Origin of the sequence: Spongiibacter marinus (genome assembly GCF_016906995.1) — a bacterium.
GTDB lineage: Bacteria > Pseudomonadota > Gammaproteobacteria > Pseudomonadales > Spongiibacteraceae > Spongiibacter > Spongiibacter marinus.
Map to the genome: position 1 here is coordinate 1 of NZ_JAFBBD010000013.1, position 22,098 is coordinate 22,098.

The following is a 22,098-nucleotide window of genomic DNA, read 5'->3' on the forward strand; positions in this document are numbered from 1 at the left end:
CCACCTTGACATGGTGGGGGTCGGTGGTTCGAATCCACTCGGTCGTACCAATTCTTTATTAAAATCAGTGTGTTAATAGCGCCCGCCTTGGCGGTGAACAAAAGTGAACACTGGTTTTGATGTTTTGAACAAAACTTCATTTTGGTCAAAATTCGTTGTCTAGCGCGCCGCTGGGCAGCGCTATGTCTATTTCTTGCCATTTTTTGCCGTATCCGCTGAGATATATCGCGGTGGTGCTATCGTCTGTGTGGGCGTAGAGCTCGCGGATTTGTGCTTTGCTGAAGCCAGCAGCGGCGTAGATGTCGCCGGCAAGGCTGCGGACTTCATGGAAGGTGGGGCGGTGCTTTGGTTGGACGTCGGCGAAGAGCTTCTTGCCGTTTGTGTCTGTGGTTTCGTCGCGGATCTCGGCGAAGGCGTCGCTCAGGAATTTTGGTAGTACCTGGTAAGGGTGGCTGCGATGTTGGCTTTTGTAGCGGCGTTTGTATTTGTGGCTGAGTAGGCTGGGGCAGCGCCGGTGGCTGAGGCTGAGTTCGCGGGCGCGGTTGATGACTTGGCGCAGTAGGGGGTGTTTGTCGAGGTCCCAGCTTAGGTTGGCTGGGTCGGCTTGGCCGCCTCGGCGCTCAAATTCTTTGCTGAGCTGGGCGTGGCTTTTGTTGATCTGTTTTCTGAGCAGATTGCCGACCACATGTTCGTCGAATTTTAGGTCGCAGATATCGCCTCGGCGTAGGGTGGTTATGAGGCTAATGGCCATGGCGATCTGCAGGAATGGGTATTTTTCCCCTGCCTGGTTGTAGATAAGCCAGAATTGCTCTTGAGAGAGGCGCAGGCGTTGTTTGGCGGGCTTGGCTGACATTTCCACTCGTGGTGCGGCGTCGCTGCTACTGAAGGGGTTGGCGTCAAGTTTTGGGCAAAGGCCGCGTGCCAGCAGGTGGTTGAAGAACCGGCGAAATTCGGGTTGTCGGCTGCGCTGGGCGTGGCCGGTGAGGGTGTCCCACCAGGCTTGCACGTCGAGTAGGGTAATTTGAGAGACGGATTTTCCAGCGTTTAGGGTGGCGTAGCTGCGCAGGTAGGCCTTGCGGTTGCTCCAGCTGGTTTTGTTGCGCAGACTGGGTTCGCGCTTCTCGCGCTCGTCGATAAAGTCTTCGACGTGCCGGCGAATGCTTAGGCGGCCGTATTGCGGGTTGGTGGCTCGAGTGACTTTGGCGCCGGCGGCGAATTGTGCATTCAGGCCTTTCGCGGCTGCGATGGCATCCTGGGTGCTCGCGGCGAAGGTGTAGAAGCTGCCATCGGGGCGTTTATAGCGCCATTTGCCGGGTTCCTTGCGCGGGGTCTGGTAGAGGTTTTCGGGCAGCTCCAGCCCTTCTACGATGCGTTTCCTGGCCATTCCGTGGGTGTCCGTGCTGTGTGGTGGTGGATTTATAGTGGTCAGTGGGGCGGCGTGGTGTCAAATTGCGCTGGCGTCGTTCACCCGGGGTTAGGCTCTCAGCCAGCTGGCAATGACTGCCGCGAATAAAATCGCGGGTATTGCGAGCAGCGCGGAAGCCATCAAAATACCAGTCCAGCAAAAGTGCTTATATGCCGGCTCTGATGCGGTAAAACCGCAGGCTCCACATTGCAGGCGGCAAGGTGGTGGTGCGGGTGGCTCTGGCGGGCATGTGCAGGGCTGGTAGCCATTTCCGTCCATCCCGTTAAAGCCTCGCTGGCAGCTTTTGCATTTCATTTTCGGCTCCTGTCGTCGAACGATCAGTGGCAGCGGATTGTTCAGTCGCTGCGCTCTTTCTCTCACCGCTGTCCTGCGGGTTATGGCGCTTTCTTGGTTTGGCGGAGTACGTCCTTCAAGTCGACATCGCTACCACGCGTGGATAAACGCACATCGATAACGTCCTGCACGGCGTCCTTCATTGGCCCAGCCGTGCCGTTAACTGCTCCCACACCTTCGCGATCCACAAGTCGCTCAGCAAAAAACTTTCTAGCCGCACTACCTTTTAATCTGGTCTTCATCTTTCTTATCTCCACGCGCCATAACAAGGCGCTGTAATCGACGGGCAAAAAGCGCCCGCTTTAAGCTGTGGGTTATGAGACGTTATCCGTCGACACTAGGCCCCGCGGTTTAAGCAATAACGGGACATTCCAGAAAGGATTGTTCGCTTTATATTCAGCTACCGCACACTTCTCACACTGCACACCCTCTACGCCGATAGAACCGTAAAAGCTGTTGCCGTTCGGGCCAGGTATTTCGACTTCACAAGTTCTGCATTTCATTTCAAAGTCCTCAGTCTCATAACAACGGCCCCGCAGAGCGACCCCAATACGCTGCGCTTCTTTCGGCGCCTGGCTGCTGGGGTTATGTGCCATCAGTATTTGCAGCTTAGCTCGCTAGAGTTGCTTTTTCGGAACTCAATGCTTCGTGGCGCAGTGAAGCGGCCGATGCCAAACAAGCTTCCAGCACTCACCTTCCAGTGGGTGTGCTTGACTATCTTTTCACCGGGCATCCCGCAAGTAACCTCCATCACATATGAAACCTTGTCACCGCCGCCTGTTGAAAATTCACTATCCAAGTACTGGCAGTCTTTTGGTAGGTGGCACACAGCTTCGGCAGAGTGCGCGGTACTGGCACATAACAACGCAATCAACGCCGACGCAGCAATTGTGGCTCTTTTAAAGTTTTTCATGTCGGTAGTTCCTCTTTTCGTTTCAAGTGATGGCGCTGCTGCGCCGGTTATTAGCAGGGTTAGTTTGCTCGTTCCAGGTAATGGCGCATCGCAGCCTTAATGTGCGGCAACGCATCCAGGCCCTGAAAATCTTTCGCCGCTGCCAGCACGTCGAGCAATGATCGCAGGTCATGGGCTCGGCTTTCTAATGCGTTGCAGAGCATTTCTAGTTTTGCCCGCTCGGCGCTCTGTCTGTCTTCAAGTGTTGCCATATTCGCATCCGCAAACTAACAGTTCTCAGCAGCGCGACGGCGTGCCGCCGCGCCTGTGTTCAGGGTTAAGCAGCAATCTCGTCGTCGTTCTCGTCGAGAAATGCCCACGATGGGGTCAGCGATAACATCACGCGCAACGGCTCTTTACAGCTCGGGCAGTGCGTATCGTTCGTGTCTCCATCGTTTTCTGTGGGGAAGTCAATCCGGCGATCGTGCCAAATATCTTCCGCGTCAAATTCATATTGGCAATGCGGGCATTTCGGGTAGCTCATTTTCGTTCTCCGTATCTGCTGCTTAACAAGTCGCTGTTGTTCGCTACGCTTTGGACTGGCTACAAGCCACAAAGCTCAGGGGTTATGGCGATTAACAATCCCAAGCCGATTCTGGAGTGTTTGGCAGCTCTACCTCTCGGTAGTATTTTTTCGCCATTTTCAAACACGCCACTATGTGGCCGCCGTATAACGAGTTCTCTGGTGCTTCAATGTCTATCCCTTGTTCTTTTAACCAAGCAATGTCTTCATCAACCATTTTGTCGAATGTTTCTGAGTTTAACGGCATCGCCATTTCTTCCTCCTCGCGCCATAACAAGGCGCTGTAATCTGACGGCGCAGAAAGCGCGCCGCTGTTAAGCTAATGGTTAGGCTGCAATATCGTGGCCCGATACGCTCGGGATTTGTGGTAATGGCAGTAGCGTCCCGGCCTTTGTTCGCCACTTCTTACGCATCCCAATCACCATCCGGCCAACAGCCATGCCGTAGCCCTCCCATGCGTGTTCTTCAATATCAGAGTAGATTTGGCCATACACAAAGCCGCCGCATTCATGTGTCAGCCACTTCCGTATTACCTGGCAGTGCTGGCATGTTTTGTGGGTTTCTTTGCTGCCCTCAAAAACGGTGCATTCATTCAAATAGGGCTCGCCGCCCTCAATATTTCTGTGGCACTCATTGCATTTGTGGGCTTTCCGCGCTGTGCGTATATCGCTATGCAGCACTACGCATTCACCGTCAGCATCGTCAATCATGCACATATAAAACTCCTTGAATTTCCAGCCTAACAATCAGTAGCAGCGGATCGTTCAGTCGCTGCGCTCCTTCTCTCACCGCTGTCCTGCGGGTTATCTTTCTATCGCCAGAAATTGCTCTGTAAGCGTTTCCTCCGGAACTCTGCCGCTGAATTCATAGCCACAGTCACCACAAGTGATCACGCTGTACTGAAGTTCTCGGCTGCTATCAATTCTGAGGTAATCGAATTCGCAATCGGGACATGTCCCCAGTGGATTTTCAAATTCTGGGAATTTGTCGGCATCCAAGTATGAGCAGCATTTTTGGTGGTGCGCTCGGGGTGTTTGCGGGTCGAGCGTTCCGCAAGTGGTGCACCATGAGTCGCCCTCGGATGCTTTTCCGAGCCACTTCAGTTTTGGATCGAGTGTCGCAAATTTTTCAGGCGTCACCGGCAATGATCCAAATATCTCAATTAAGCTGTATTCCATTTCCCACCTCAAAGATAACAACCAGTAGCAGCGGATCGTTCAGTCGCTGCGCTCCTTCTCTCACCGCTGTCCTGCGGGTTAGAGCTATTGGGTTAGCCCGCCTTGCACCAGCTGTGCAACGGTGGCGTTGCCGCCGTCGACGGGTGTGACGCTGGGTGCGGTGATGATGGTGTGGGTGTCCAGCAGTACGGCGGCTTTGTCGGCGTCCACAAAGGGTCTGCCATCTAGGATGACGCCAGGTATGACGCGATTGGCTACCCAGTTGTAGACGGTTTTGGTGGATACACCGGCTTCAAAGGTTTCGTTTATCCATTTGCTGGCGGGCACGAGGCGGCCTGTGTGTGTGGTGGCTGTCATGCTGCGACCTCGCGTTGGGTGGCGATTGCCATATTGGCCTTAACTAATGCTTCGGCGACTGGGGGGCAGACGCTGTTGCCGCATTTGGCTATTTGTTGGGTTTTGGTGATGGCGTTGCCGGTGGCGTCGCGGTCGAAGATGTAGTCTGTCGGGAAGCCCTGGGCGGCGAACAGTTCGTGCGGTTGCAGCATGCGCATGCCAATGTCGACGATTTGGTATTGCTCGCCGCGCACGGTAACGAGCCCGAAGCGGTGTTTGCTGGTAACGGTTTGCAGGGGCTCGCGCAGGTCGTGGCCGATGTTGGTGCCGTAGTATTTGAGCAGGAAAGCGCGCACTTCGGCGTGGTGAGTGCCGCCCGCGCTGACGGTGTGCAGGGGGCTGTCGGTCGGGCTTCCTACATTGCTGCCCCGTAGTTTGAGCATGTGGCTTGTGACGACGCTGTGGTGGTCTTGCTGGGTGATGGTGCCGATAGGTTGTTCTACGCCGTGGCCGGTAACGCCGCTGTAGTGTTTGGCGAGGAATGCTGAGCATAGGGCAAAATGCCCGCCTTTAATGCGGCTGACTTGAGTGCGCAATGGCTCCTCAGTATTGAACACCCGCTGCCCTGAGCCGTTGGCGTGTTCGGTTAAAAAGGGGGCTACGTCGTTCGCGATAAACGGCTTCTCTGCCTCGATAATAAAGCGATGAATGCCTTTGGCGATGCGCTTGAGGGTGTTTTCTGCGAGCGGTTTTTTGCGCGCGAATATGCTGGGGCAGGGTAAGCTCCAGTCTATGATATCGGCGGCTGTGCGATAGGGTTTTAAGCCGGGGCCGTGCGTTGGTGCAGGCCAATTAATTGGCTGGCCGTCGCGGCGCGCAATCATAAATAGGCGTTTGCGAATGGTGGGGGCTCCATAGTCGCAGGCGCGCAGTTGTTTATATTCCACCTGGTAGCCTTGGCGCTTCAGTGCATTGGTGAAGCTTTTGAAGGTTTGTCCTTTACGCTTTGGGCAGGGGCGCATGTCGCCATTTTCGTCGCGAACAAGTGGCCCCCAGGTGGTAAATTCTTCGACGTTTTCCAGCATGATTACGCGGGGTTTGACGGTGGCTGCCCAGCGCAACACGACCCATGCGAGGCCTCTTACTCGTGGCGACACCGGTGCGCCGCCCTTGGCTTTAGAGAAGTGCCGACAGTCGGGGCTGAACCACGCCAGGCCAACGGGGCGGCCTTTGCACACCTCGCGAGGGTCTACATCCCACACGCTTTCGCAGTAGTGCGTGGTAGTGGGGTGGTTGACGGTGTGCATGCTAATGGCTTGCTCGTCGTGATTGATGGCGATATCTACGGGGCGCCCCAGTGCTTGCTCAATGCCGGTACTGGCGCCGCCGCCTCCGGCGAAGTTGTCAACCAGCAGCTCGTCAAAGCCCATCGAATATTGTGGTGTGGTTCGGTAGTTCATTTCATCCCCACTTATAAATTTCAAAGCCGTATTGCTGGGTACCGCCTTCTTGGTCGGCTTCGGCAATGAGGCTGTCGATGTTGGGTAGCACTTGGTCTTGGAGCAGGTCGTTTAGGCGCACGGGCTCTTTGGTGCTGATTTCGTCGCGCAGCAGGGCGCTGTTGCCGGTTTTTATCCAAAGGTCTACGCGGTACCGGTACCTGCGTTTACCCGGGTGCTGGATGGGGCCGACGAATTTGCCATCGTCGTTGGTGGTGCCCCGGTAGACGGCGATGGGTTTCATTGGGCAAGCTCTTTTTGACCCTGAGGGCTTCTTGCGTGGCTGCTCATGGCTTTGATTGCTTGGTCTAATTGTGTACTGATGCAGCTTGCGCAAACTGCGTTTCTCGCGTCATTTCCGGTTGTGGTCCATGCGCGAGGAAGGGGTGGAACACTAGCTGGGCCGAGTTCGCCCAAAGGGGCCCAAGTCGGGCGACCTACATCCCCGCAGCGACAGCAGGTTACTCTATGGTCGATCGTGCCCGGTTGGCATGCGTAATAGGCAAGGGCGGCTTGCTCGCGCAGGTGATAGCCTGGGCCGGATACGAGGTCAAATTTCGGGTTCATTGTTCGTTCTCCATTGTGCGATCCGCTTTTGCGGCCAGCCGACAGGCTTGCCAGGCGAATAGCCAGACAAGCGCTGTGAGGCAGGCCGCGGGGATCATGCTGCGGTGTCCTTGTTGGTGTTGGCTTGCACGCGCTCGTAAATTTCCTCGCGGTGCACGGCGATGTGCTTGGGTGCGTTTACGCCCAGGCGCACTTGGTTGCCTTTGACGCCAAACACGGTGACGGTGACGTCGTCGCCGACCATTAGGGTTTCGCCAATGCGGCGTGTGAGTACTAAAGACATTGCGATTTCTCCATCCATTGAGGGTTGATCCAAGGGCCGCGAGCGATGCGGCGACTCACTGGGTGCTGGTTGCCATGTGGCCGTAGGTTTTAGCCAAAAAATCAATACCTTTTGCGGTAACACCAATGGTTACGCCGCGCTTGTTGATCACGCCATTGCTCACTTCAATCGGCACGCAGGTGTCAATTCTTTGCAGGCATTCGGCGCTGGCTTTTGGGTACACGGGCACAGGGCCGCGCGGTGTGGCTTTGGCGTAGCCGTCGCGCTTGAGCTGGTTAAGCAGCTTTCGGTGGCTAATGCCCAGCTGCTGGCTAACTTGTTTCAGTGTCGGTGTACTGTTCATTTTCCAACGCCTCGTGGTAGCGGCCGATCTGCACTTGCTGATCGCCAATAATGGTGACCTGCTCGCTTACGGCGGCGATTTGCTCTCTGAAGCTCTCTAAAATTTCCGGTACTTCTCGGTTATCTGCCTTCAGGCGCAAATGGTCTTGCCGTAGCGTATGGTGCTTGTTTTCCAGTCGGTTCATGCGGCTGTGCAGCTTAGTTAGCGAACTGGCAATCTTTCGTAATTGTTGCGTTATCTCGGCCAGCTCACCGTGCATTCATAACCTCCGCGTGGCAGCGCGCATGGGTTTTGCCGTAGGTGACCATGGCAGCGCTGACCAGACGGTCGGTGCGTTCAAGCGTTTTCAGTCGGGCATTTACCGCCTCGGTTTTGCCTTCCAGCCGGATAATTAGCCCACCATTCGGGCCTTGTTTGGGGTGTGCAGTTTGCTTGCGCATGATTATTTTCCTTGTCAGGCGGGTAGTAGGTCTTCGCGGCGCCGCGTGCGTACCGTGCGTGTTAACCGCACCGGCGGTTGAACGGGCTGACTGGTGTCGCGCGGCAGTAGTGCTGCAAGCTGACTGCTGATGATCAGGGCAAACACCACCGGCATAGAGGCGGAGATCAAACCCTGTTGGCAACAAAGGAAGACAAGGTGAGCCACATTCTTTGCACCCGTGCGCTCACGGGAGTCGTCGGCGTGGGCTTTAACGGTGGTATCTGAAACACCAAGCTCGCGGGCAATTTCTTTGAAGGTGAGGCCCTTTGCCAGCAACACCACCACTTTTGCCTGGGCGCGGGTAAGGGGCTTGCCTTGTCGGGTGTGGATTTGTGGTTGCTTATTCATTTTCGGGTGCCGGTTTTCTAGCTTCATTGGCTAAAAAATGTAGCGCACGGTAAAAATAAACGCAACATTTATTTTGTGCTGGTAATTTTTGGGCAAAAAAAAGCCCGCATATTGCGGGCTTAGCAGGCTCTGATCGGGCCTTATTTGTTGTTTTGCATCATTTCAGTCACTTTTTTTATGTTCTGATTGTGCTTATGCGTGGCGCTATCGCCAATAACAATGGCAAGTAGCCAGCAAATAACCGGGCCAATAATCGTGGCGGCCGTTGCAACGGCAATAATCAGCAGCACAATGCCGCCGGCAAGGCTGGAGTACATAAGGCCAAGAGGCCCAAAAAGCAGGGTAAGCAGAAATGAGGTGCCGCGTGATTTTTCGTTAAGATTCATTGTGTCTAAAGCTCCTTCTCAGTGATTGAAAATATCCTATAACTGGACCGACGATTTCGATATTCACATGTTCGATATCTATTGTGCTGTAGCCGACGGTATTCGACGGGGCCAGTCGTTTGTTTGGCCCGTCAACGATAAGGGTGCGCACAAGGGCTATGTCGTCGCTGTTTATCACCGCCAGGACAGGGTCGCCAGGCTCAGCTTCAACTGCCGGGTCTATAAAAACAAGCGCGCCATAAGGGATGTAAGTGCCATGTATACCTTGTGAAACCATGCTGGTGTCGGTCATGCGCACGCAAAATGCTATTTCACTGCAGAATCCTGGCGAGTACAGCGGCCCATGGTATTGATAACTCGGCTTCGCTAAATGCTCTCTCCAATGAGCGGCTTCTTCGATTTCCAGCATTCTTACAAGCCTGGGTTTCTGTAAGCCAGCTCCGTATTTGGCGTTCAGCTCTTTAACCTCAAAAGCTTTTTCATCGGACTCGTACGGGGTGTCCATCCAGAATGGCGGCTTGCCGAGTTTCGCTTCAATTTCGCGAGCAAATGCGTCTGGGATTTGCTTTCGCCCAAGCTTCATTTGGCTAAAAAAACTCTCATCGATAGATTTTTCTTTCTCTGTACCGTCCTGGTTATACCTAAACAGCTCCAAAAAGTCCTTTTGCTTCGCCCGTTTTTTGGGAGTGCTGTGGCTTTCGATAAATTCGTTGAGCGCTTCTTTAAGCTTTTCTCTTCTGAGTTGTTTTGTGGGTATGTGTCTAGGCATGGGCAAATATTAGCTCCACGGAAGCCAGATTCAATTTACTACCGCAACATATTTGTTGACTTGTAATGTTGCGATAGGTACATTTTTTAACGCTAAAGAGATTCTTGACGGAGCAGTCACGTGAAAAAAATTAGACCTGAAGGCTTTTTCAGATACTGGAAGTGCCTCAGCAATGATGAAAAACAGGCGTTGGCCGATGGCTGCGACAGCAGTTATTCGTCGCTTTCTGCCGCGGCAAATGGTCGGCGCCCAATTGGGGGTGGGCTTATCGCTCGTCTCTGTATGGCAGACAGCAATATCAAGCCAGAGATGTTTGAGCCGGAAACTGTTCATAGCAAAACCGCGAACGCTTGAGCTTGGCAATAAGTTTGCGCCTTTGTACAAAAAATAACCATTCTCTGAACAGAGGACACATCATGAAAAACAAACCCCTTCGCGCCAGCGTTGAAACGAGCCAGAAAGCACTGGATGCACTGAATGATGATTACTTGTGGCCAGACCTTATTGGTCGCCGGGGTAAGCCCTTGAGCGATAAGTCGGCCGGGCGACGTGCGCAAAATGAGCGCATCGAGGCGGTGAAGAAGTCTCAGCTGGTAGCTAAGCAGTGCGGGGTGTATCTGTGAGCCTGGTTGCAAAAGCCTTATTCCGCATTACAGCGGCTTTGCCATGCAGGCGCATAGATCGCGCACCTGGCAAGCGATATCTGGAGCGTTATTTTTTGGCGCAGCTATTTGGCCGAACGGTCTATCTGCACCGTTTTGTGGATGCTGACCGCGATGAAGAAACGCACGATCACCCATTTAACGCCGTGGCTGTATGCCTTGCTGGCTGGTACAAGGAAGAGCGGTTGGTTTCTGCTGATACGGGTGAAAAGGGTGGGGTGGTGATGCGTCGTCGCAAGGTGCGCCCTGGATCTGTAAATGTGATTAAGGGCGGCGGCCTCGGTGTTGGTGACTTTCACCGCATTGTGGATGCCCGGCCAGAAACGTGGACGTTATTTGTTGTTGGCCCTCGGCGCAGCAGCTGGGGCTTTTTCCGAACGGTGGGGGATGGATTTCACTACGTTCACTACCGGCATGCCATTAAGGAAATAGCCGAGCCTTTTCCAGATGCGTTTAAAGACGCCGATTGGCATTTGCGGGCCCCTGCGGGGCGTGATGCTAACCGTGCAGATTTTGGGTTGGTATAGGCATGATTGACCGCCCAACTGAACTCAGCGATGTGCGCAGCGCGCTGATGTACTTAGACCCGAATATGGCGCGCCGTGAATGGGCCATGATTGCGATGGCGATCAAAAGCGAGTTCTGGGACGCCTTTGACTTGTTCGATGACTGGTCACGCGATGGGTCAAGTTATAACCCTCGTGACTGTCGCTCTACCTGGCGCAGCGTAAAAAGTAGTGGCGGCGTTGGCATTGGCACGCTGTTTAAGCTGGCGATGGATGCGGGCTGGCAGCCTGAGCGGCGTGAGCTTTCGAGCGAAGAGCGCAACCGTTTGGAGCGTGAGCGCGCCGCTCGGCTGGCTGAGCGTAAGGCCAGAGAGGCGAAAGAGCAGGCCGTTGCCGAGGCCTTGCAGCGCCGCACGGCGCTTGTTGCCCAGGAGATTTGGGAGAATGAGTTAAGGCCGCAGGGCGCTGTTGATCAGTTTAATAGTGTGATTGCTGAGCTAAGCGCTGGCGGCAAGCCTTCGGCGTTGGATTTTGCCACCACGTTGAGTAAGTACCTGGTGGGCAAGCGCGCCATGGCGTATGGAGTGGGGTTTCCTCGTCGGCAAATGCTGGTGATTAGTGATGAGCTGACCGGCAAGGTGAGCCTGGTGCGTGACGCTGAGAAGATACGCCAGACGTTGCCCAGACTAAAAGATAAGCCCGACCATATCAGTACCCGTTATCTCAAAACGGGCTTGGCACTGGTGCCGCTGCAGAATGAGCAGGGCGCGTTGGTAAACCTGCAGTTTTTGTGGGGCAGTGGCAAAAAATCATTCTTTTTAGGCGCGCAGAAGCAGGGCGCTTTTCATTTTATCCGCGAGGATATTCTTTTCCGGCAGACGCAATCCCCCGTGCCCCCTATTTGTGTGGGTGAGGGTTACGCGACCATGGCGGCGGTTCACGAGGCTACGGGTCACCCATGTGTCGTGGCGTTTGATGCTGGAAATTTGCTGTCGGTGTGCAAGGCGATACGCGCGCGGTACCCAAGCCATAACATTATTGTGGCCGGTGATGATGACCGCGCCACGCCGGGGAATCCTGGCCGATCCATGGCTATTCAAGCTGCCGAGGCAGTAAGCGGCCCAAATGGCACCAGTGCCTGGGCTGTGTTCCCGACTTTTGCAGATAACAACAACGAACAGGAGGCTGTGAGTGGCTAAAAGTAAGGCGCCAACTGATTTCAATGATTTGAAGAATGAGGCGGGTGCTAATGCTGTGGCCGATGCCTTTGGCGAGCCGCCTGAATCTCCCGCACCCTCTTTGAAAGTGCTGCCGCGTTTTGATCTGGATTTTTTGCTCGAGCATTTTTATGTGACGTTTCCAGAGGCCCAGATATGGGATTCGTCAACTCAGAGCCTGATGAAGAAGTCAGCAGCGAAGGATGCTGTTGGTCCCAAGCTGTTTGGCCAGTGGCTGGATCACGCTGAGCGGAAAAGTATTGATCATGGTCAGTGCAAGCGCGCGGTTTCTGCCGCCCAGGCCTCGGGGGACGGGGGGGTGCAGACCATGCTTGAGCGGTACGTTTACATTTTTAATAGTGATGAGTGCTACGACACGGCAACCGACGAGCAATTCAAGGTGACAAATCTTCGCTATGCCTACCCAGAGAGCTATGAGAAGTGGCTGAAAAGCCCGCACAGGCGACAGGTTTTGCGTGATGCGCTGGTGTTTGATCCAACGCAGAATCGAACAGGACCGGGTACCATTAATCGTTTTCACGGTATTGAGATGATGCCTGGTGAGCCTGGCGAGGGTAATCAGGCGTGTAGAAATATTATTGATTTGGTCGATGAGCTTTGCGGTGGCGTAGCTGAGCACCGGGATTATTTGCTGAAGTGGATGGCTTACCCATTACAAAATGTAGGGGCCAAGCTGGCCAGTGCTGTGATTTTGCACGGTGAGGTTCACGGCAGCGGCAAATCACTATTTTTTGAGGAGATATTGCGCAAGATTTATGGGCGTTACAGTGTGACGTGCGGCCAGCATGAGCTGGAAAGCCCTTACAATGGATGGGCCAGCGGTAAGTTGTTCTGTCTGTTTGAGGAGGTGTTGAGCCGGTCTGAGAAGCATAACCAGTCAGGTATGATCAAACACATGGTCACGGGCCGCACAAAGCGGGTAAACATGAAGTTCATTAACGACTGGGAAGAGGCGAACTATATGAACGCGGTCTTCTTGAGTAATGAGCATCAGCCTTTGCCGCTAGAGGCCAATGACCGGCGCTTTTTTGTGCTTTGGGTAGATAGAAAGCTGCGCGAGGATCTAAGGCAAGGCATTATCCGAGAATTGAATAACGGTGGTGTTGAGGCGTTTTATGGCTTTCTGCTTCAGTACCCGCTTGATGGTTTTGACCCCTTTACCGCGCCACCGATGACTGATGCCAAGCAGGCAATTATCGATTTTGGGCGGCCCGCCTGGGATGCTTTCTACCGCGAATGGGAAAGCGAGAGCCTGCCCATACCCTATAGAACGTGTGCGGCCAAGCAGCTATTTGAGGCCTTTAAGCATTGGTGCGCTGAGAATGGCGAGCGAAGTACGCTTTCTCAGCGTAAATTCACCAGTTTTATTAAAACACGCGTTACCTTGCGCCGGGATCAGCGCTATGACGCCGGGGGCGTGAAGACCAACTTTTACATGGTAGATAGACCTCCCGCACAGGATGGCGTTGAGCGCTGGTTTGCCGAGCGCTTTAAGCATTTTGATTCTGCGCTGGATTCTTGGTTAAGTAAGGATGGTGCCGTCTAATGTGCCGGTCATGCCGGTCATGCCGGTCATGCCGGTCATGCCGGTTTAGGTGCCGGTCAAGCGTTTTTTGTAAGTCTTTGAATTCTTTAGGAATGCCGGTCTGCCGGTTATGCCGGTCTTAATTTCCCTCACGCGCGCGCATGCGCGCATGTGCGCGCGCGTAATAAGACCTAGTGGAGGAAAATATTTTTTTCCCATGCGAGGAAATGTTAACAGGCATAACAGGCAGACCGGCATTTGTATATTAATCAGTAACTTATAATTTTTAACTAACCGGCATCTAAACCGGCAAGACCGGCAAGGTTTTAGAGGGGAGATTCTGCATGATTTATCGACTGGAACGACTGCTTGAGGAATGGGCGCGGTGCTGCCGCTTAAATGGGGCCGATTTGGCCGGCTTGGGGTATCCCAAGGGCATGGGCGCAGTGGTGATGGAGAAGCGCAGCACGGGGCGAAAAAAGGCCACACACGGCCTTGGCAAAACGGCTCATGTGTTGCGGGCGAGCATTGGCGGGGGATTGGATGCCAGGGCGACGGCATCGAGGCCCAGCAAGGCGCCAACGCGACATATGCGCGGTGATGTAGAGCGCTTGGATAAGGCCATTGCTGCTCTGCCTGGCGATGAGCAGTATTTGCTTGAGGTAGCGTTTGTGCGCGAGGGGCTGAATAAGGCGCAGCGAGCGGGGCTGCTGGGTGTGTGCGTGCAGACAATGGATGCGCGGCTGGATGCCCTGGGCTTGCGGCTTGATCGAGAGATTTTTGGTGAGAGCTATGTGAATGCCGATCTGGCTGATATTTCGGCTCAGTTGGATGGCTTGAATGACAAGTTATCCACAGTTTGAGTGCTGGATTTCCGGCTTTGAAAATTTTTTTTGTTTGTAGGCTGCTGATTTAATTATATTTTATTTGGTTATCAACAGCCGTTCTAAAAATGTTATCTGGCTTTTTTGCGGTTAGGGGTATTCAATATGTTTCAATCGCAAAAGTTGACGAACAAAGAAGCCCGGCCCACAAAGCCGGGTTTTTTTATGCCTGCATTTTAGCGGCCACATTGCGACTCATGGCTTCAGTCGGAGCGACCCCATTGCCCTCTTCGTGAGGGCTTTTTTATTTTAGGTGAATGTTATGGCCGGCGACATAAGCACCCATTTCAGCCGAATCGAGTTTCGGTGCAAGTGCGGGAATTGTGAGTTCGACACGGTAGATGCCGGCCTGGTGGCAATGCTTGAGAAGATTCGCACTCATTTCCAACGGCCGGTAACCATTAACTCCGCTTGCCGATGCGCTAGACATAATGCCCAAGTGGGTGGGAGCGCGCGCAGTCAGCATTTGTATGGCCGCGCTGCCGACATTCGGGTTAGCAACGTAGAGCCAAGCGCCGTTGCCGACTTTGCAGAAACACTAAACCCGGGCGGCTTAGGGCGCTACAGCACGTTTACTCACATTGACAGCCGTAACGGCAGAGCGCGGTGGAAGACATGAGCTGGTCGAGTATTGCAAAAGATATTGGCAAGGTGGCGCCCCTGCTGGGCTCAGTCTTGGCTGGACCTGCTGGCGGCACTGTTGGTGCTCTTGTTGCTGCTGGCCTTGGTGTTGATGGCGGTTCTGAGTCTGTCGCAAAGGCTCTTGGTGGGCCTGATGCGGTGGCTAAGCTCAAGCAAATTGAGGCGGATCATCGCGCCGAACTTGAGCAGATGGCAGTAGAGCTGGCAAAGGCTGAGATTGCGGATGTACAGAATGCGCGGGCGAATCATAAGCACAGCCCAATGCCTGCGGTGATTACCTTGGTGATGACTCTGATGGCGTTGGTGTATGGCTTGGCGTTGTTTCAAGTAAATGTGCCAGATGCGAACCGCGATATGGTGAATTACTTCGGTGGCCAGCTCATTGCGCTGTGGGTGGCAAGCGTTGTGTATTGGATTGGCACGACGCGATCCAGTGCCGAGAAGACGAGGCTGATGTCTTGAGCACTGCAATGGCGCGAAAGGTTGAGGTTGGCCTGTTGGTTGCGATAGTGGGCTTGGTGATTCCGCTGTATCTGCATTGGGATGCTAAGCGAGATGAGCGCGCGGCCAAAGAGGCAAAGGCGGCTGCCGAGATCGCCAAGAACGCGCAGGCCGTTCTGAACATCGAGAATGGCGTGCGTATTTATGGAGAGGTTACTCGGAGACTGGTGGACAAGTCCGGCACTCATGAGGCGGATATTTCTTCACTGAAAACCGAGACTAAGTCGTTGCGCCGTGATGTTGACCGAGTTGAGGCGAGGATCCCATGAACAACGCGCTGCGTGTGTTGCATCGATCGACCATTGCGATCGGCCTAGTCTGCTTGCTTATTGCCTGCTCTGCCATAGCGCAGGTTTCGGTGGTGCCAGTGCTAATGGATTCTGCAGTGATTGGCGTTCTTGATCATGGCATCGAGGTGTCGCTCGACGCCTCGCCAAGCTCAGTCGATATGCTCGAAGCACTTAATGCTGCAGACCTGAAGATAGAGCAGGGCTATGAGCTACTTAACGTTAGCCCGGCAGAGTCTACACCAGGGGAAGCCAGCGGCTTAATCCTAAATCACTGAACAATCGTTCTAATCACTCACGGTATTTTGCCGGAGGCACAACCATGCGATTTCTCATTCTTTGCGCGCTTTTAATAGCGGGGCCAACGCTCGCCTGTGACCGGGTGAACGTGGGCATGCTGGTGACTCACTTTGATTCTGGTGATTACAACGAAAACGGCCCGTTGATTGGCTGCGAGGGTGTAGCTGGTAGCAAGTGGAATCTGCGTTACATGCGCAATTCTCACAGCTGGGACAGCTTCTTGCTCACGCGATATTTGCATGTTGTGACGGTTGGGCCTGTTGCGTTGGGCGGTGAGCTCGGGCTGGTAACTGGTTACCGGGAGAAGCTGCCGAGCTTGAGCAACATCGTCAACCCGGCGCTCGCCGGTCAGTTCGGCAAGGCCTGGCCATTAATGCAAAAGCTACACCCGTGGGCAATGGCAACAGCTCGATTACCTATCTCCGATAACGCGTCGACAACGCTTGCCTATTTCGGTGCGGGTGCGGCGCTGGTCTTCAGTGTAGAGCTGTAGGCAGCGACATGTTTAAGCTTGGGGTCGACACGCCAAACATGCCCAATATCCAGCAGATGCTGGCGAGCATGCCAAATGAAATTCCCTTTGCAACGGCGAAAGCGTTAACGCGCACATCAAAAGCGGTAGAGGTTGATCTGCGCGCAACGATGGAGCGTGTATTTGATCGACCCAAGCCGTTTACGGTTCGCTCGACGTTCACAAAGCCTGCTACAAAGCGCCGGCTTCAGTCGACAGTAGGGCTTAAAGACTTTGCGCCCAAAGGGACGGCGGCAGCTCAGTACTTGCAAGCACAGATAGCTGGTGGAAAACGCAGGCCGAAGCGATCGGAGAGAGCGCTTCAATACAGAGGCAGACTAAAGCCTGGCCAATACATGGCGCCTGGCCGAGATGCTCGGCTGAACAAATACGGAAATTTAACGGCCGCGCAGGTCGTCAAGGCGCTATCTAACGTTGGCGGCCAAATAGACACTTACCAAAACACCACCAGCGCGTCAGCAAAGCGAGCGGGTGGGCGCAAGTACTTCTGGCTTCCCAACAATGGGATCTTCTGGCGCCAAGGGAAGAAGCTGAAGTCGTTCATGGTGATAGCGAGCAATCCGAACTACCGACAGAGGTTTGATTTTTACGGTGTAAGTCAGCAGTCTGCGGAAAGACACCTCCCAGACCAAGTGTTGCGCTCAGTCAATGAGGCAATTAGCGAGGCTGCTCGCAGGTCCGGCGCTTCATCAGGTCGGGGCGGCAGCTAAAGGTACTCCCGGAGGGGTACCCCGCACGGGTAATTCGGGCCCCGGTGTTTTAACAGATATCTGATTTTCCTAGGGGGGTTGTATTGAGGGTGGTGCAGCTCCTGCTGTGTTGTCGCTAGCTCAGCGTTCGCTGGTTTTTATTGAGTTGAATCGTTCATGGATTTAGACGCCCAAGCAAAACAAGCCGACTTCGCCGAACTTGTCGGTGCAACTCAGCAGGCCGTTGGTAAGCATGTTGCGTCGGGTCTATTGGAGAGAGGCGCTTCTTATCGTGTTTGGCTGGCGACCTATTGCGAAAAGCTTCGGACTGAAGCATCAGGTCGCGTCCAGTCAAATGCCCGCGAACGCCGGGATCTTGCGCAAGCCGCTGAATCAGAAGCAAAGGCCGCAATGACAATGCGTCAGCTTTGGCGCGAAGACGAATTAATTCTGGATTTAGAAACTGTCCGACAGGTGATGTCGGAGTGGTCGACTATTGGCAAAAACGAATTTTTAGGAGCTGTGGATTCGATTATCACAGCCATTGAGTCAGAGCATGGGATCACGGTCGACCGAGATACACTGCAGCGAGATGTCGAAACTGCCCTCAGAGCTATTGGCAGTTACTCGCTCGAATCTCCAGAAGTTAATTCTTGAAGTACGAGAGCAGTGGGTTCCTCAGCCTGACCAGCCGCTAATCGAGTGGCTACCTGACAACATTCGATTGCCAGCAGAGGATAGCGACAGCGCAGGCTACTACAAAGTCGAATCGGTGCCGTACTTCTGGGGCATCATGCACGCGCTAGACAGCGAGCTCTGCTGGCTGGTTGTGATGCAAAAAGCTGCACAGATTGGGTGGACGGTACTGCTGGCGGCGTGGATCTGCAAAGTTGCGAAAGTCGACCCTAGTCGGATACTCGCGCTTTTCCCGAAGGAGGAAAAAGGCCGCAAGTTCATGGATGAGAAGTTTGTGCCGATGGTGCAAGCCTCGCCATCCATGCGTGGAGTGATCGACACCAGTACTAGCCGCAGCAGCGGCAACCGAACAACGGTAAAAAAATGGCCAGGCGGTGAGCTAACTTGCGTTGGCTCAAACTCAGTTAGCAACGTGAAGTCGACCACTAGCCGGCGGGGCATAGTTGAAGAGCCCGACGACACTAACCGCGACATCGGCGACCAAGGCGACTCAATTCGCCTATTCCGTGAACGCCTCAAGCGCATGCGGAAAAAGAAACTGGTAGTCGGCGGCACGCCATCAGTGGCTGACCTCTCCCAGGTGGAGCACTACACCAAGCTCGGAACTATGCGGGTGTTGCCGGTGACGTGTCACGACTGTGGTGAAAGTCATGTGCTCGATTGGGAGTACGTTAGCTGGGACGAGAAGGAGCAAGGCACCGCGCACCCAGTGTTCGGTTTAGCGCTACCAGACACAGCGGTATACAGCTGCCCGCACTGCGGCAGCGTGTGGAGCGACTACCGGCGACAGCGCAACATACTGGAAACGTGCGAGGCGGCGCGGGATGCCGGTGACCCGTTCTGCGGCTGGATAAAACAACAAGTAGGCGAGGGCTACGGCCCGTACGACGAAGAACCTATAGAAACATTTATGGAGCTGTCAGAGCTTTACGTCTGCATGCCCGGTACCAGCCTGGCAGACGTAGTACGCGACTACCTTGAAGCCGAGCACGAAGCTGAAGCGGGCGACGAGTCTGCCCGGATTGTATTTCAAAACAGCAAGCTGGGGCGGCCCTATCAGTATGCCGCCAACCAGATACTGGATAGCGACAAACTCCGTGAGGCCGCTGAAGACCGCCCCGAGCTGGTGTGCCCAGCCGAAGGCCTCATGGTCACCATCGGCATCGACGTACAGCACGACAGGCTGGCCATCATTGTCCGCGCCTTTGGTCGCAATGAAGAAAGCTGGCAAATGTACTGGGGCGAGATCGACGGAGACACCGTAGATAAAAATGACCCCTGCTGGACGGCACTCGACAAACTCGTTTTTCAGACCTTTGAGCACGAACGTTTCGGCGGAATCAATGCGGCGGCGATCGGTATCGACTGCTCAGACGGACAAACCAGCAACGCCGTTTACCACTGGGTGCGAACGCGCAGCAAAAAGTACCGCGGCACCCTGGTTATGGCGGTGAAGGGCGATAGCAACGACCAAGGCACAAAAGAAATCTTCAGCCTGCCTAAACAGGTAGATCGGGCCAATGCCAAGCGTGTTACCAAGGCCGACAAATTCGGCGTCAAGGTCTACATGGTCGGCACCCACAAAGCCAAGGATCTGATATCCCGGCGGCTGCTCGGCACCAGCGCTTACATGCACAGCTGCAAAGAAGTGCGGCAAGACTACTGGGAGCAAGTCACGGCAGAAGTGAAAGCCCCAAGCAAAAAGCACCGAGGCAAACTGGTGTGGCAAGTGCGGACCGGGCGGCGAAATGAAGGGACTGACTGCGAGGTTTATGCACTCCATGCGGCTCATGCGCGTGGGATGCACAAACACAACGAGGCTAAATGGTCAGAGATAGAGGGCAAGCTTGGTCAGCGGACGCTATTCAGCGAACCGGCCAATCAAACCAACGACAAGCCGAAAACCAAAAAGCCACGGCAGAGCAGGCCGGTTGGCTCTTTGTTGAACTAACAAAGCCCGGCCAAGTGTCGGGCTTTTTGTTTCACGTAGAACATTGGAAGCCTCATGACTCAATCCGCAGCTGAAATGGTGGCCATCTACATCCAAGCGGAAAAGGATGTGCTGGAAGGCAAAACCACTGTAATGAACGGGCGCACGTTCACCATGGAAAACCTGAATGAGATCCGTGACGGTCGCGTGGAATGGGAGCGCCGCTTGCAGCAGCAAACCGCAGCGGCTGGCGGTAAGCGCAAACGCAGCCCGGCACTGGCGAACTTTATTCGATGAAAAATCCTATAGACGGCATTGTCGGTTTCTTCTCGCCTGAGTCTGGCCTGCGTCGCGCGCGAGCGCGCAAGGCTCTGGATGTAGTGTCCAGGTATGAAGCCGCCCAGCCCAGTCGCACCCGCAAAAACCCCGGCGACAACCGTAGCGGCGATGCCGTGGTGGAGATGGATCTAGCCACCCTGCGTGGGCAGGCTCGACACCTGGAACAGAACTACGACTTCGCCACCGGCATACTCACCACGCTCGTCAACAACGTAGTGGGGCCGCATGGCATAGGCGTTGAGTTCATGCCTAAAGACCTGAGTGGCGACATTCACGAAGGGCTAGCCACGGCGATGAACCGAGCTTATCGCGATTGGGCGAGGCGCCCCGAATGCACCGGCCAACACAGCTGGGCAAAAACTCAGCGCCTGCTGGCGCGCACCTGGTTTCGTGATGGTGAAGTGCTGGCTCGTCACCTTGAAGGCGCCATTCCCGGCTACAAACACGCCAGCGCCGTGCCCTACAGCCTAGAGTGCTTTGAGCCAGATTTTTTGCCGCACGACTGGTCGGACCCTTCAAGCCGAGTTGTGCAGGGTGTGCAAAAATCCGCATGGGGCCAAGTGCAAGGCTACTGGTTATACGACGAGCACCCCGGCAGCAACCACGGCTGGAAGAACAAACTGCGCTTTCACAGAGGCGACAGCATCGAGCACCTGAAGTTTGTCAGCCGCCTGCACCAAACGCGCGGCGTCAGCATCTTTGCTTCTGTACTGGACCGCCTAAACGATATCAAAGACTACGAAAGCTCAGAGCGGGTCGCGGCCAAAATCGCCAGCATGATGGTTGGCTTTATCCAAAAGGGCGACCCGGGTCTTTATGAGGCTGAGGGCGATGAAGATGAAAAAGGCAACCGCCTGTTTGACCTTCAGGCTGGCGGTATTTATGACGACCTGCAGCCCGGTGAAACCGTCGGCACTATTCAGAGTAACCGCCCCAGCACACTGCTAACCCCCTTTTTAGAAACCATGCAGCGCATGGTGGCAGCTGGCACCAACGCCAGCTTTAGCAGCATTGCCAAAAACTACAACGGCACTTACAGCAGCCAGCGCCAAGAGCTGGTCGAGCAGTTTGTTAACTACACCGCACTCAGTCTGGAGTTCTGCGAAGAAATCGTAGAGCCCGTAGTGCGGCGCTGGGTGCGCATGGCCCAGCTCAGCGGCGCTATTGATATCCCGCCAGAGGTGGACGTTAGCAGCTTGCTGCATGTGGATTTCATCACCCCAAGCATGCCGTGGATCAACCCCGTGCACGAAGCGCAGGCGGACGAAATACTGCTGGAAAACATGCTTATCAGCCCTCAGCAGTCCATTCGCCGACGCGGCCGAAACCCACATGAGGTGCTGGATCAAACGGCATCGTGGAACAAAAGCGTTAAAGAAAAAGAACTTACTACGCCAGCCAAGCGGCCAACAACAAGTGACGCTGAGAGTGACCCCGTTACCAAAGCCGCGCTAGCCATGCTGGAAGGGCTTAACAATGAAGGCGGCTGACAGGCGCGGCGAGCTACTCAGCCTGGCAGTCGCTGCGAAAGCAGTAAAGGCATTGGCTAAGGCTGCAAACCTGCGCTGGCGAGGCAGGTACAGCAATGATGCCGACTACCTTGCCGGCGACGTGGTGTTTTGGCAGGGCAGCAGCTACGTATGCGACACGGCCTGCAAGGGTGTGCTGCCGAGCAACACAGATAACTGGACGCCGCTGGCACTGAGGGGCCCAGCAGGCGCTCAAGGCCCGAAAGGTGATACCGGCGACACTGGCCCTGCAGGCCCTCAGGGGCTGAAAGGCGACACCGGCGACACTGGCCCTGCAGGCCCTCAGGGGCTGAAAGGCGACACCGGAGACACCGGCCCGGCAGGTGTTCAAGGCCCGAAAGGCGATACCGGTGACACTGGCCCAGCTGGCCCTCAGGGGCTGAAAGGCGACACAGGCGACACTGGCCCAGCATG

The 22,098-nt window shown here is 54.7% G+C and carries 34 protein-coding genes and 1 pseudogene; 17 read left to right on the forward strand and 18 right to left on the reverse strand.

The window, feature by feature from the left end; genetic code table 11:
- Positions 1-145: 145 nt before the first annotated feature.
- The 18 genes from HNR64_RS16135 to HNR64_RS16220 all read right to left on the reverse strand — a co-directional run bounded on the left by HNR64_RS16135 (position 146) and on the right by HNR64_RS16220 (position 9,424).
- Positions 146-1,384 (reverse strand): site-specific integrase, encoded by a 1,239-nt coding sequence (locus HNR64_RS16135; protein ID WP_204997439.1) that lies wholly within the window; start codon positions 1,382-1,384, stop codon positions 146-148.
- Positions 1,385-1,800: 416 nt separating this feature from the next.
- Positions 1,801-2,001 carry a hypothetical protein gene (locus HNR64_RS16140; RefSeq protein ID WP_204997440.1) on the reverse strand — a complete coding sequence of 67 codons (201 nt, stop codon included), beginning with the start codon at positions 1,999-2,001 and terminating at the stop codon, positions 1,801-1,803.
- A gap of 353 nt (positions 2,002-2,354) precedes the next feature.
- Positions 2,355-2,672, reverse strand: a complete 318-nt coding sequence (locus HNR64_RS16145; protein ID WP_204997441.1) for a hypothetical protein — start codon at positions 2,670-2,672, stop codon at positions 2,355-2,357.
- Positions 2,673-2,731: 59 nt separating this feature from the next.
- Entirely contained in the window at positions 2,732-2,923 is a 192-nt protein-coding gene (locus HNR64_RS16150) for a hypothetical protein (protein WP_204997442.1), read from the reverse strand.
- Positions 2,924-2,988: 65 nt separating this feature from the next.
- Positions 2,989-3,195 carry a hypothetical protein gene (locus HNR64_RS16155; protein ID WP_204997443.1) on the reverse strand — a complete coding sequence of 69 codons (207 nt, stop codon included), beginning with the start codon at positions 3,193-3,195 and terminating at the stop codon, positions 2,989-2,991.
- Positions 3,196-3,286: 91 nt separating this feature from the next.
- Positions 3,287-3,487, reverse strand: coding sequence for a hypothetical protein (locus HNR64_RS16160; RefSeq protein WP_204997444.1), 201 nt, complete (start codon positions 3,485-3,487; stop codon positions 3,287-3,289).
- 73 nt (positions 3,488-3,560) lie between these two features.
- Positions 3,561-3,950 (reverse strand): hypothetical protein, encoded by a 390-nt coding sequence (locus HNR64_RS16165; protein ID WP_204997445.1) that lies wholly within the window; start codon positions 3,948-3,950, stop codon positions 3,561-3,563.
- An 87-nt stretch (positions 3,951-4,037) separates the two neighbouring features.
- The gene (locus HNR64_RS16170) at positions 4,038-4,412 is read right to left on the reverse strand and encodes a hypothetical protein (protein ID WP_204997446.1); all 375 of its coding nucleotides are present in this window, start codon (positions 4,410-4,412) and stop codon (positions 4,038-4,040) included.
- Between the two features lie 84 nt (positions 4,413-4,496).
- Entirely contained in the window at positions 4,497-4,769 is a 273-nt protein-coding gene (locus HNR64_RS16175) for a hypothetical protein (RefSeq protein ID WP_204997447.1), read from the reverse strand.
- Entirely contained in the window at positions 4,766-6,208 is a 1,443-nt protein-coding gene (locus HNR64_RS16180; protein WP_204997448.1) for a DNA cytosine methyltransferase, read from the reverse strand. The genes HNR64_RS16175 and HNR64_RS16180 overlap by 4 nt, the downstream gene beginning before the upstream one ends.
- A 1-nt stretch (position 6,209) precedes the next feature.
- Positions 6,210-6,491, reverse strand: a complete 282-nt coding sequence (locus HNR64_RS16185) for a hypothetical protein (protein ID WP_204997449.1) — start codon at positions 6,489-6,491, stop codon at positions 6,210-6,212.
- A gap of 417 nt (positions 6,492-6,908) precedes the next feature.
- Positions 6,909-7,097: a carbon storage regulator CsrA gene (gene csrA, locus HNR64_RS16190; protein WP_204997450.1), complete on the reverse strand. Its 189-nt coding sequence runs from the start codon at positions 7,095-7,097 to the stop codon at positions 6,909-6,911.
- Between the two features lie 55 nt (positions 7,098-7,152).
- The gene (locus HNR64_RS16195; protein ID WP_204997451.1) at positions 7,153-7,440 is read right to left on the reverse strand and encodes a hypothetical protein; all 288 of its coding nucleotides are present in this window, start codon (positions 7,438-7,440) and stop codon (positions 7,153-7,155) included.
- The gene (locus HNR64_RS16200; protein ID WP_204997452.1) at positions 7,409-7,699 is read right to left on the reverse strand and encodes a hypothetical protein; all 291 of its coding nucleotides are present in this window, start codon (positions 7,697-7,699) and stop codon (positions 7,409-7,411) included. The genes HNR64_RS16195 and HNR64_RS16200 overlap by 32 nt, the downstream gene beginning before the upstream one ends.
- Entirely contained in the window at positions 7,689-7,880 is a 192-nt protein-coding gene (locus HNR64_RS16205) for a hypothetical protein (protein ID WP_204997453.1), read from the reverse strand. Before HNR64_RS16205 ends, HNR64_RS16200 begins: the two co-directional genes overlap by 11 nt.
- Positions 7,881-7,894: 14 nt before the next feature.
- On the reverse strand, positions 7,895-8,269 hold the full coding sequence (locus tag HNR64_RS16210; RefSeq protein WP_204997454.1) for a helix-turn-helix domain-containing protein: 375 nt from the start codon (positions 8,267-8,269) through the stop codon (positions 7,895-7,897).
- A gap of 140 nt (positions 8,270-8,409) precedes the next feature.
- Positions 8,410-8,655 carry a hypothetical protein gene (locus HNR64_RS16215; protein WP_204997455.1) on the reverse strand — a complete coding sequence of 82 codons (246 nt, stop codon included), beginning with the start codon at positions 8,653-8,655 and terminating at the stop codon, positions 8,410-8,412.
- A complete protein-coding gene (locus HNR64_RS16220; protein WP_239547936.1) occupies positions 8,645-9,424 on the reverse strand; it encodes a LexA family protein in 780 nt (259 codons plus the stop codon). Before HNR64_RS16220 ends, HNR64_RS16215 begins: the two co-directional genes overlap by 11 nt.
- Before the next feature lie 120 nt (positions 9,425-9,544).
- On the opposite strand from HNR64_RS16220, the gene HNR64_RS16225 reads away from it, so the two are divergent.
- The 17 genes and pseudogenes from HNR64_RS16225 to HNR64_RS16305 all read left to right on the forward strand — a co-directional run.
- Positions 9,545-9,778, forward strand: a complete 234-nt coding sequence (locus tag HNR64_RS16225; RefSeq protein WP_204997457.1) for a hypothetical protein — start codon at positions 9,545-9,547, stop codon at positions 9,776-9,778.
- A 62-nt stretch (positions 9,779-9,840) separates the two neighbouring features.
- The gene (locus HNR64_RS16230) at positions 9,841-10,047 is read left to right on the forward strand and encodes a hypothetical protein (protein ID WP_204997458.1); all 207 of its coding nucleotides are present in this window, start codon (positions 9,841-9,843) and stop codon (positions 10,045-10,047) included.
- The gene (locus tag HNR64_RS16235; protein ID WP_204997459.1) at positions 10,044-10,613 is read left to right on the forward strand and encodes a hypothetical protein; all 570 of its coding nucleotides are present in this window, start codon (positions 10,044-10,046) and stop codon (positions 10,611-10,613) included. Before HNR64_RS16230 ends, HNR64_RS16235 begins: the two co-directional genes overlap by 4 nt.
- A 2-nt stretch (positions 10,614-10,615) precedes the next feature.
- Positions 10,616-11,791 (forward strand): PriCT-2 domain-containing protein, encoded by a 1,176-nt coding sequence (locus tag HNR64_RS16240; RefSeq protein ID WP_204997460.1) that lies wholly within the window; start codon positions 10,616-10,618, stop codon positions 11,789-11,791.
- On the forward strand, positions 11,784-13,376 hold the full coding sequence (locus HNR64_RS17500) for a DUF5906 domain-containing protein (RefSeq protein ID WP_204997461.1): 1,593 nt from the start codon (positions 11,784-11,786) through the stop codon (positions 13,374-13,376). Before HNR64_RS16240 ends, HNR64_RS17500 begins: the two co-directional genes overlap by 8 nt.
- A gap of 323 nt (positions 13,377-13,699) precedes the next feature.
- Complete coding sequence (locus HNR64_RS16250) at positions 13,700-14,218, forward strand: hypothetical protein (RefSeq protein WP_204997462.1); 519 nt, start codon at positions 13,700-13,702, stop codon at positions 14,216-14,218.
- A gap of 283 nt (positions 14,219-14,501) precedes the next feature.
- Positions 14,502-14,858: a YcbK family protein gene (locus HNR64_RS17585; protein WP_204997463.1), complete on the forward strand. Its 357-nt coding sequence runs from the start codon at positions 14,502-14,504 to the stop codon at positions 14,856-14,858.
- Entirely contained in the window at positions 14,855-15,343 is a 489-nt protein-coding gene (locus HNR64_RS16260; protein WP_204997464.1) for a hypothetical protein, read from the forward strand. The genes HNR64_RS17585 and HNR64_RS16260 overlap by 4 nt, the downstream gene beginning before the upstream one ends.
- 8 nt (positions 15,344-15,351) lie before the next feature.
- Positions 15,352-15,651, forward strand: a complete 300-nt coding sequence (locus tag HNR64_RS16265) for a hypothetical protein (RefSeq protein WP_204997465.1) — start codon at positions 15,352-15,354, stop codon at positions 15,649-15,651.
- Positions 15,648-15,947 carry a hypothetical protein gene (locus HNR64_RS16270; RefSeq protein ID WP_204997466.1) on the forward strand — a complete coding sequence of 100 codons (300 nt, stop codon included), beginning with the start codon at positions 15,648-15,650 and terminating at the stop codon, positions 15,945-15,947. The genes HNR64_RS16265 and HNR64_RS16270 overlap by 4 nt, the downstream gene beginning before the upstream one ends.
- Before the next feature lie 44 nt (positions 15,948-15,991).
- Positions 15,992-16,462: a hypothetical protein gene (locus tag HNR64_RS16275; protein ID WP_204997467.1), complete on the forward strand. Its 471-nt coding sequence runs from the start codon at positions 15,992-15,994 to the stop codon at positions 16,460-16,462.
- A gap of 8 nt (positions 16,463-16,470) precedes the next feature.
- Positions 16,471-17,211: a hypothetical protein gene (locus HNR64_RS16280; RefSeq protein WP_204997468.1), complete on the forward strand. Its 741-nt coding sequence runs from the start codon at positions 16,471-16,473 to the stop codon at positions 17,209-17,211.
- A gap of 156 nt (positions 17,212-17,367) precedes the next feature.
- A complete protein-coding gene (locus tag HNR64_RS16285; RefSeq protein ID WP_204997469.1) occupies positions 17,368-17,847 on the forward strand; it encodes a hypothetical protein in 480 nt (159 codons plus the stop codon).
- On the forward strand, positions 17,783-19,837 hold the full coding sequence (locus tag HNR64_RS16290) for a terminase gpA endonuclease subunit (RefSeq protein ID WP_204997470.1): 2,055 nt from the start codon (positions 17,783-17,785) through the stop codon (positions 19,835-19,837). Before HNR64_RS16285 ends, HNR64_RS16290 begins: the two co-directional genes overlap by 65 nt.
- A 54-nt stretch (positions 19,838-19,891) precedes the next feature.
- Positions 19,892-20,113: a primosomal replication protein PriB/PriC domain protein gene (locus HNR64_RS16295; RefSeq protein ID WP_204997471.1), complete on the forward strand. Its 222-nt coding sequence runs from the start codon at positions 19,892-19,894 to the stop codon at positions 20,111-20,113.
- Positions 20,110-21,645: a phage portal protein gene (locus HNR64_RS16300; protein WP_204997472.1), complete on the forward strand. Its 1,536-nt coding sequence runs from the start codon at positions 20,110-20,112 to the stop codon at positions 21,643-21,645. The genes HNR64_RS16295 and HNR64_RS16300 overlap by 4 nt, the downstream gene beginning before the upstream one ends.
- Positions 21,632-22,098: pseudogene (locus HNR64_RS16305) on the forward strand (collagen-like protein); the annotation flags it as partial. The gene HNR64_RS16300 and the pseudogene HNR64_RS16305, both read left to right, overlap by 14 nt.

Excerpts from the sequence above, each read along its gene's own strand:
- HNR64_RS16140 (WP_204997440.1), bottom strand. The coding sequence starts at position 2,001 with ATGAAGACCAGATTAAAAGGTAGTGCGGCTAGAAAGTTTTTTGCTGAG.
- HNR64_RS16185 (WP_204997449.1), bottom strand. The coding sequence starts at position 6,491 with ATGAAACCCATCGCCGTCTACCGGGGCACCACCAACGACGATGGCAAA.
- HNR64_RS16135 (WP_204997439.1), bottom strand. The coding sequence starts at position 1,384 with ATGGCCAGGAAACGCATCGTAGAAGGGCTGGAGCTGCCCGAAAACCTC.
- HNR64_RS16165 (WP_204997445.1), bottom strand. The coding sequence starts at position 3,950 with ATGTGCATGATTGACGATGCTGACGGTGAATGCGTAGTGCTGCATAGC.
- HNR64_RS16200 (WP_204997452.1), bottom strand. The coding sequence starts at position 7,699 with ATGCACGGTGAGCTGGCCGAGATAACGCAACAATTACGAAAGATTGCC.
- HNR64_RS16170 (WP_204997446.1), bottom strand. The coding sequence starts at position 4,412 with ATGGAATACAGCTTAATTGAGATATTTGGATCATTGCCGGTGACGCCT.
- HNR64_RS16175 (WP_204997447.1), bottom strand. The coding sequence starts at position 4,769 with ATGACAGCCACCACACACACAGGCCGCCTCGTGCCCGCCAGCAAATGG.
- HNR64_RS16265 (WP_204997465.1), top strand. The coding sequence starts at position 15,352 with ATGGCGCGAAAGGTTGAGGTTGGCCTGTTGGTTGCGATAGTGGGCTTG.
- HNR64_RS16215 (WP_204997455.1), bottom strand. The coding sequence starts at position 8,655 with ATGAATCTTAACGAAAAATCACGCGGCACCTCATTTCTGCTTACCCTG.
- HNR64_RS16160 (WP_204997444.1), bottom strand. The coding sequence starts at position 3,487 with ATGGCGATGCCGTTAAACTCAGAAACATTCGACAAAATGGTTGATGAA.
- HNR64_RS16260 (WP_204997464.1), top strand. The coding sequence starts at position 14,855 with ATGAGCTGGTCGAGTATTGCAAAAGATATTGGCAAGGTGGCGCCCCTG.
- HNR64_RS16195 (WP_204997451.1), bottom strand. The coding sequence starts at position 7,440 with ATGAACAGTACACCGACACTGAAACAAGTTAGCCAGCAGCTGGGCATT.
- HNR64_RS16205 (WP_204997453.1), bottom strand. The coding sequence starts at position 7,880 with ATGCGCAAGCAAACTGCACACCCCAAACAAGGCCCGAATGGTGGGCTA.
- HNR64_RS16230 (WP_204997458.1), top strand. The coding sequence starts at position 9,841 with ATGAAAAACAAACCCCTTCGCGCCAGCGTTGAAACGAGCCAGAAAGCA.
- HNR64_RS16270 (WP_204997466.1), top strand. The coding sequence starts at position 15,648 with ATGAACAACGCGCTGCGTGTGTTGCATCGATCGACCATTGCGATCGGC.
- HNR64_RS16280 (WP_204997468.1), top strand. The coding sequence starts at position 16,471 with ATGTTTAAGCTTGGGGTCGACACGCCAAACATGCCCAATATCCAGCAG.
- HNR64_RS16285 (WP_204997469.1), top strand. The coding sequence starts at position 17,368 with ATGGATTTAGACGCCCAAGCAAAACAAGCCGACTTCGCCGAACTTGTC.
- HNR64_RS16275 (WP_204997467.1), top strand. The coding sequence starts at position 15,992 with ATGCGATTTCTCATTCTTTGCGCGCTTTTAATAGCGGGGCCAACGCTC.
- HNR64_RS17585 (WP_204997463.1), top strand. The coding sequence starts at position 14,502 with ATGGCCGGCGACATAAGCACCCATTTCAGCCGAATCGAGTTTCGGTGC.
- HNR64_RS16240 (WP_204997460.1), top strand. The coding sequence starts at position 10,616 with ATGATTGACCGCCCAACTGAACTCAGCGATGTGCGCAGCGCGCTGATG.
- HNR64_RS16250 (WP_204997462.1), top strand. The coding sequence starts at position 13,700 with ATGATTTATCGACTGGAACGACTGCTTGAGGAATGGGCGCGGTGCTGC.
- HNR64_RS16145 (WP_204997441.1), bottom strand. The coding sequence starts at position 2,672 with ATGAAAAACTTTAAAAGAGCCACAATTGCTGCGTCGGCGTTGATTGCG.
- HNR64_RS16300 (WP_204997472.1), top strand. The coding sequence starts at position 20,110 with ATGAAAAATCCTATAGACGGCATTGTCGGTTTCTTCTCGCCTGAGTCT.
- HNR64_RS16180 (WP_204997448.1), bottom strand. The coding sequence starts at position 6,208 with ATGAACTACCGAACCACACCACAATATTCGATGGGCTTTGACGAGCTG.
- HNR64_RS16290 (WP_204997470.1), top strand. The coding sequence starts at position 17,783 with ATGTCGAAACTGCCCTCAGAGCTATTGGCAGTTACTCGCTCGAATCTC.
- HNR64_RS16155 (WP_204997443.1), bottom strand. The coding sequence starts at position 3,195 with ATGAGCTACCCGAAATGCCCGCATTGCCAATATGAATTTGACGCGGAA.
- csrA (WP_204997450.1), bottom strand. The coding sequence starts at position 7,097 with ATGTCTTTAGTACTCACACGCCGCATTGGCGAAACCCTAATGGTCGGC.
- HNR64_RS16150 (WP_204997442.1), bottom strand. The coding sequence starts at position 2,923 with ATGGCAACACTTGAAGACAGACAGAGCGCCGAGCGGGCAAAACTAGAA.
- HNR64_RS16295 (WP_204997471.1), top strand. The coding sequence starts at position 19,892 with ATGACTCAATCCGCAGCTGAAATGGTGGCCATCTACATCCAAGCGGAA.
- HNR64_RS16210 (WP_204997454.1), bottom strand. The coding sequence starts at position 8,269 with ATGAATAAGCAACCACAAATCCACACCCGACAAGGCAAGCCCCTTACC.
- HNR64_RS16220 (WP_239547936.1), bottom strand. The coding sequence starts at position 9,424 with ATGCCTAGACACATACCCACAAAACAACTCAGAAGAGAAAAGCTTAAA.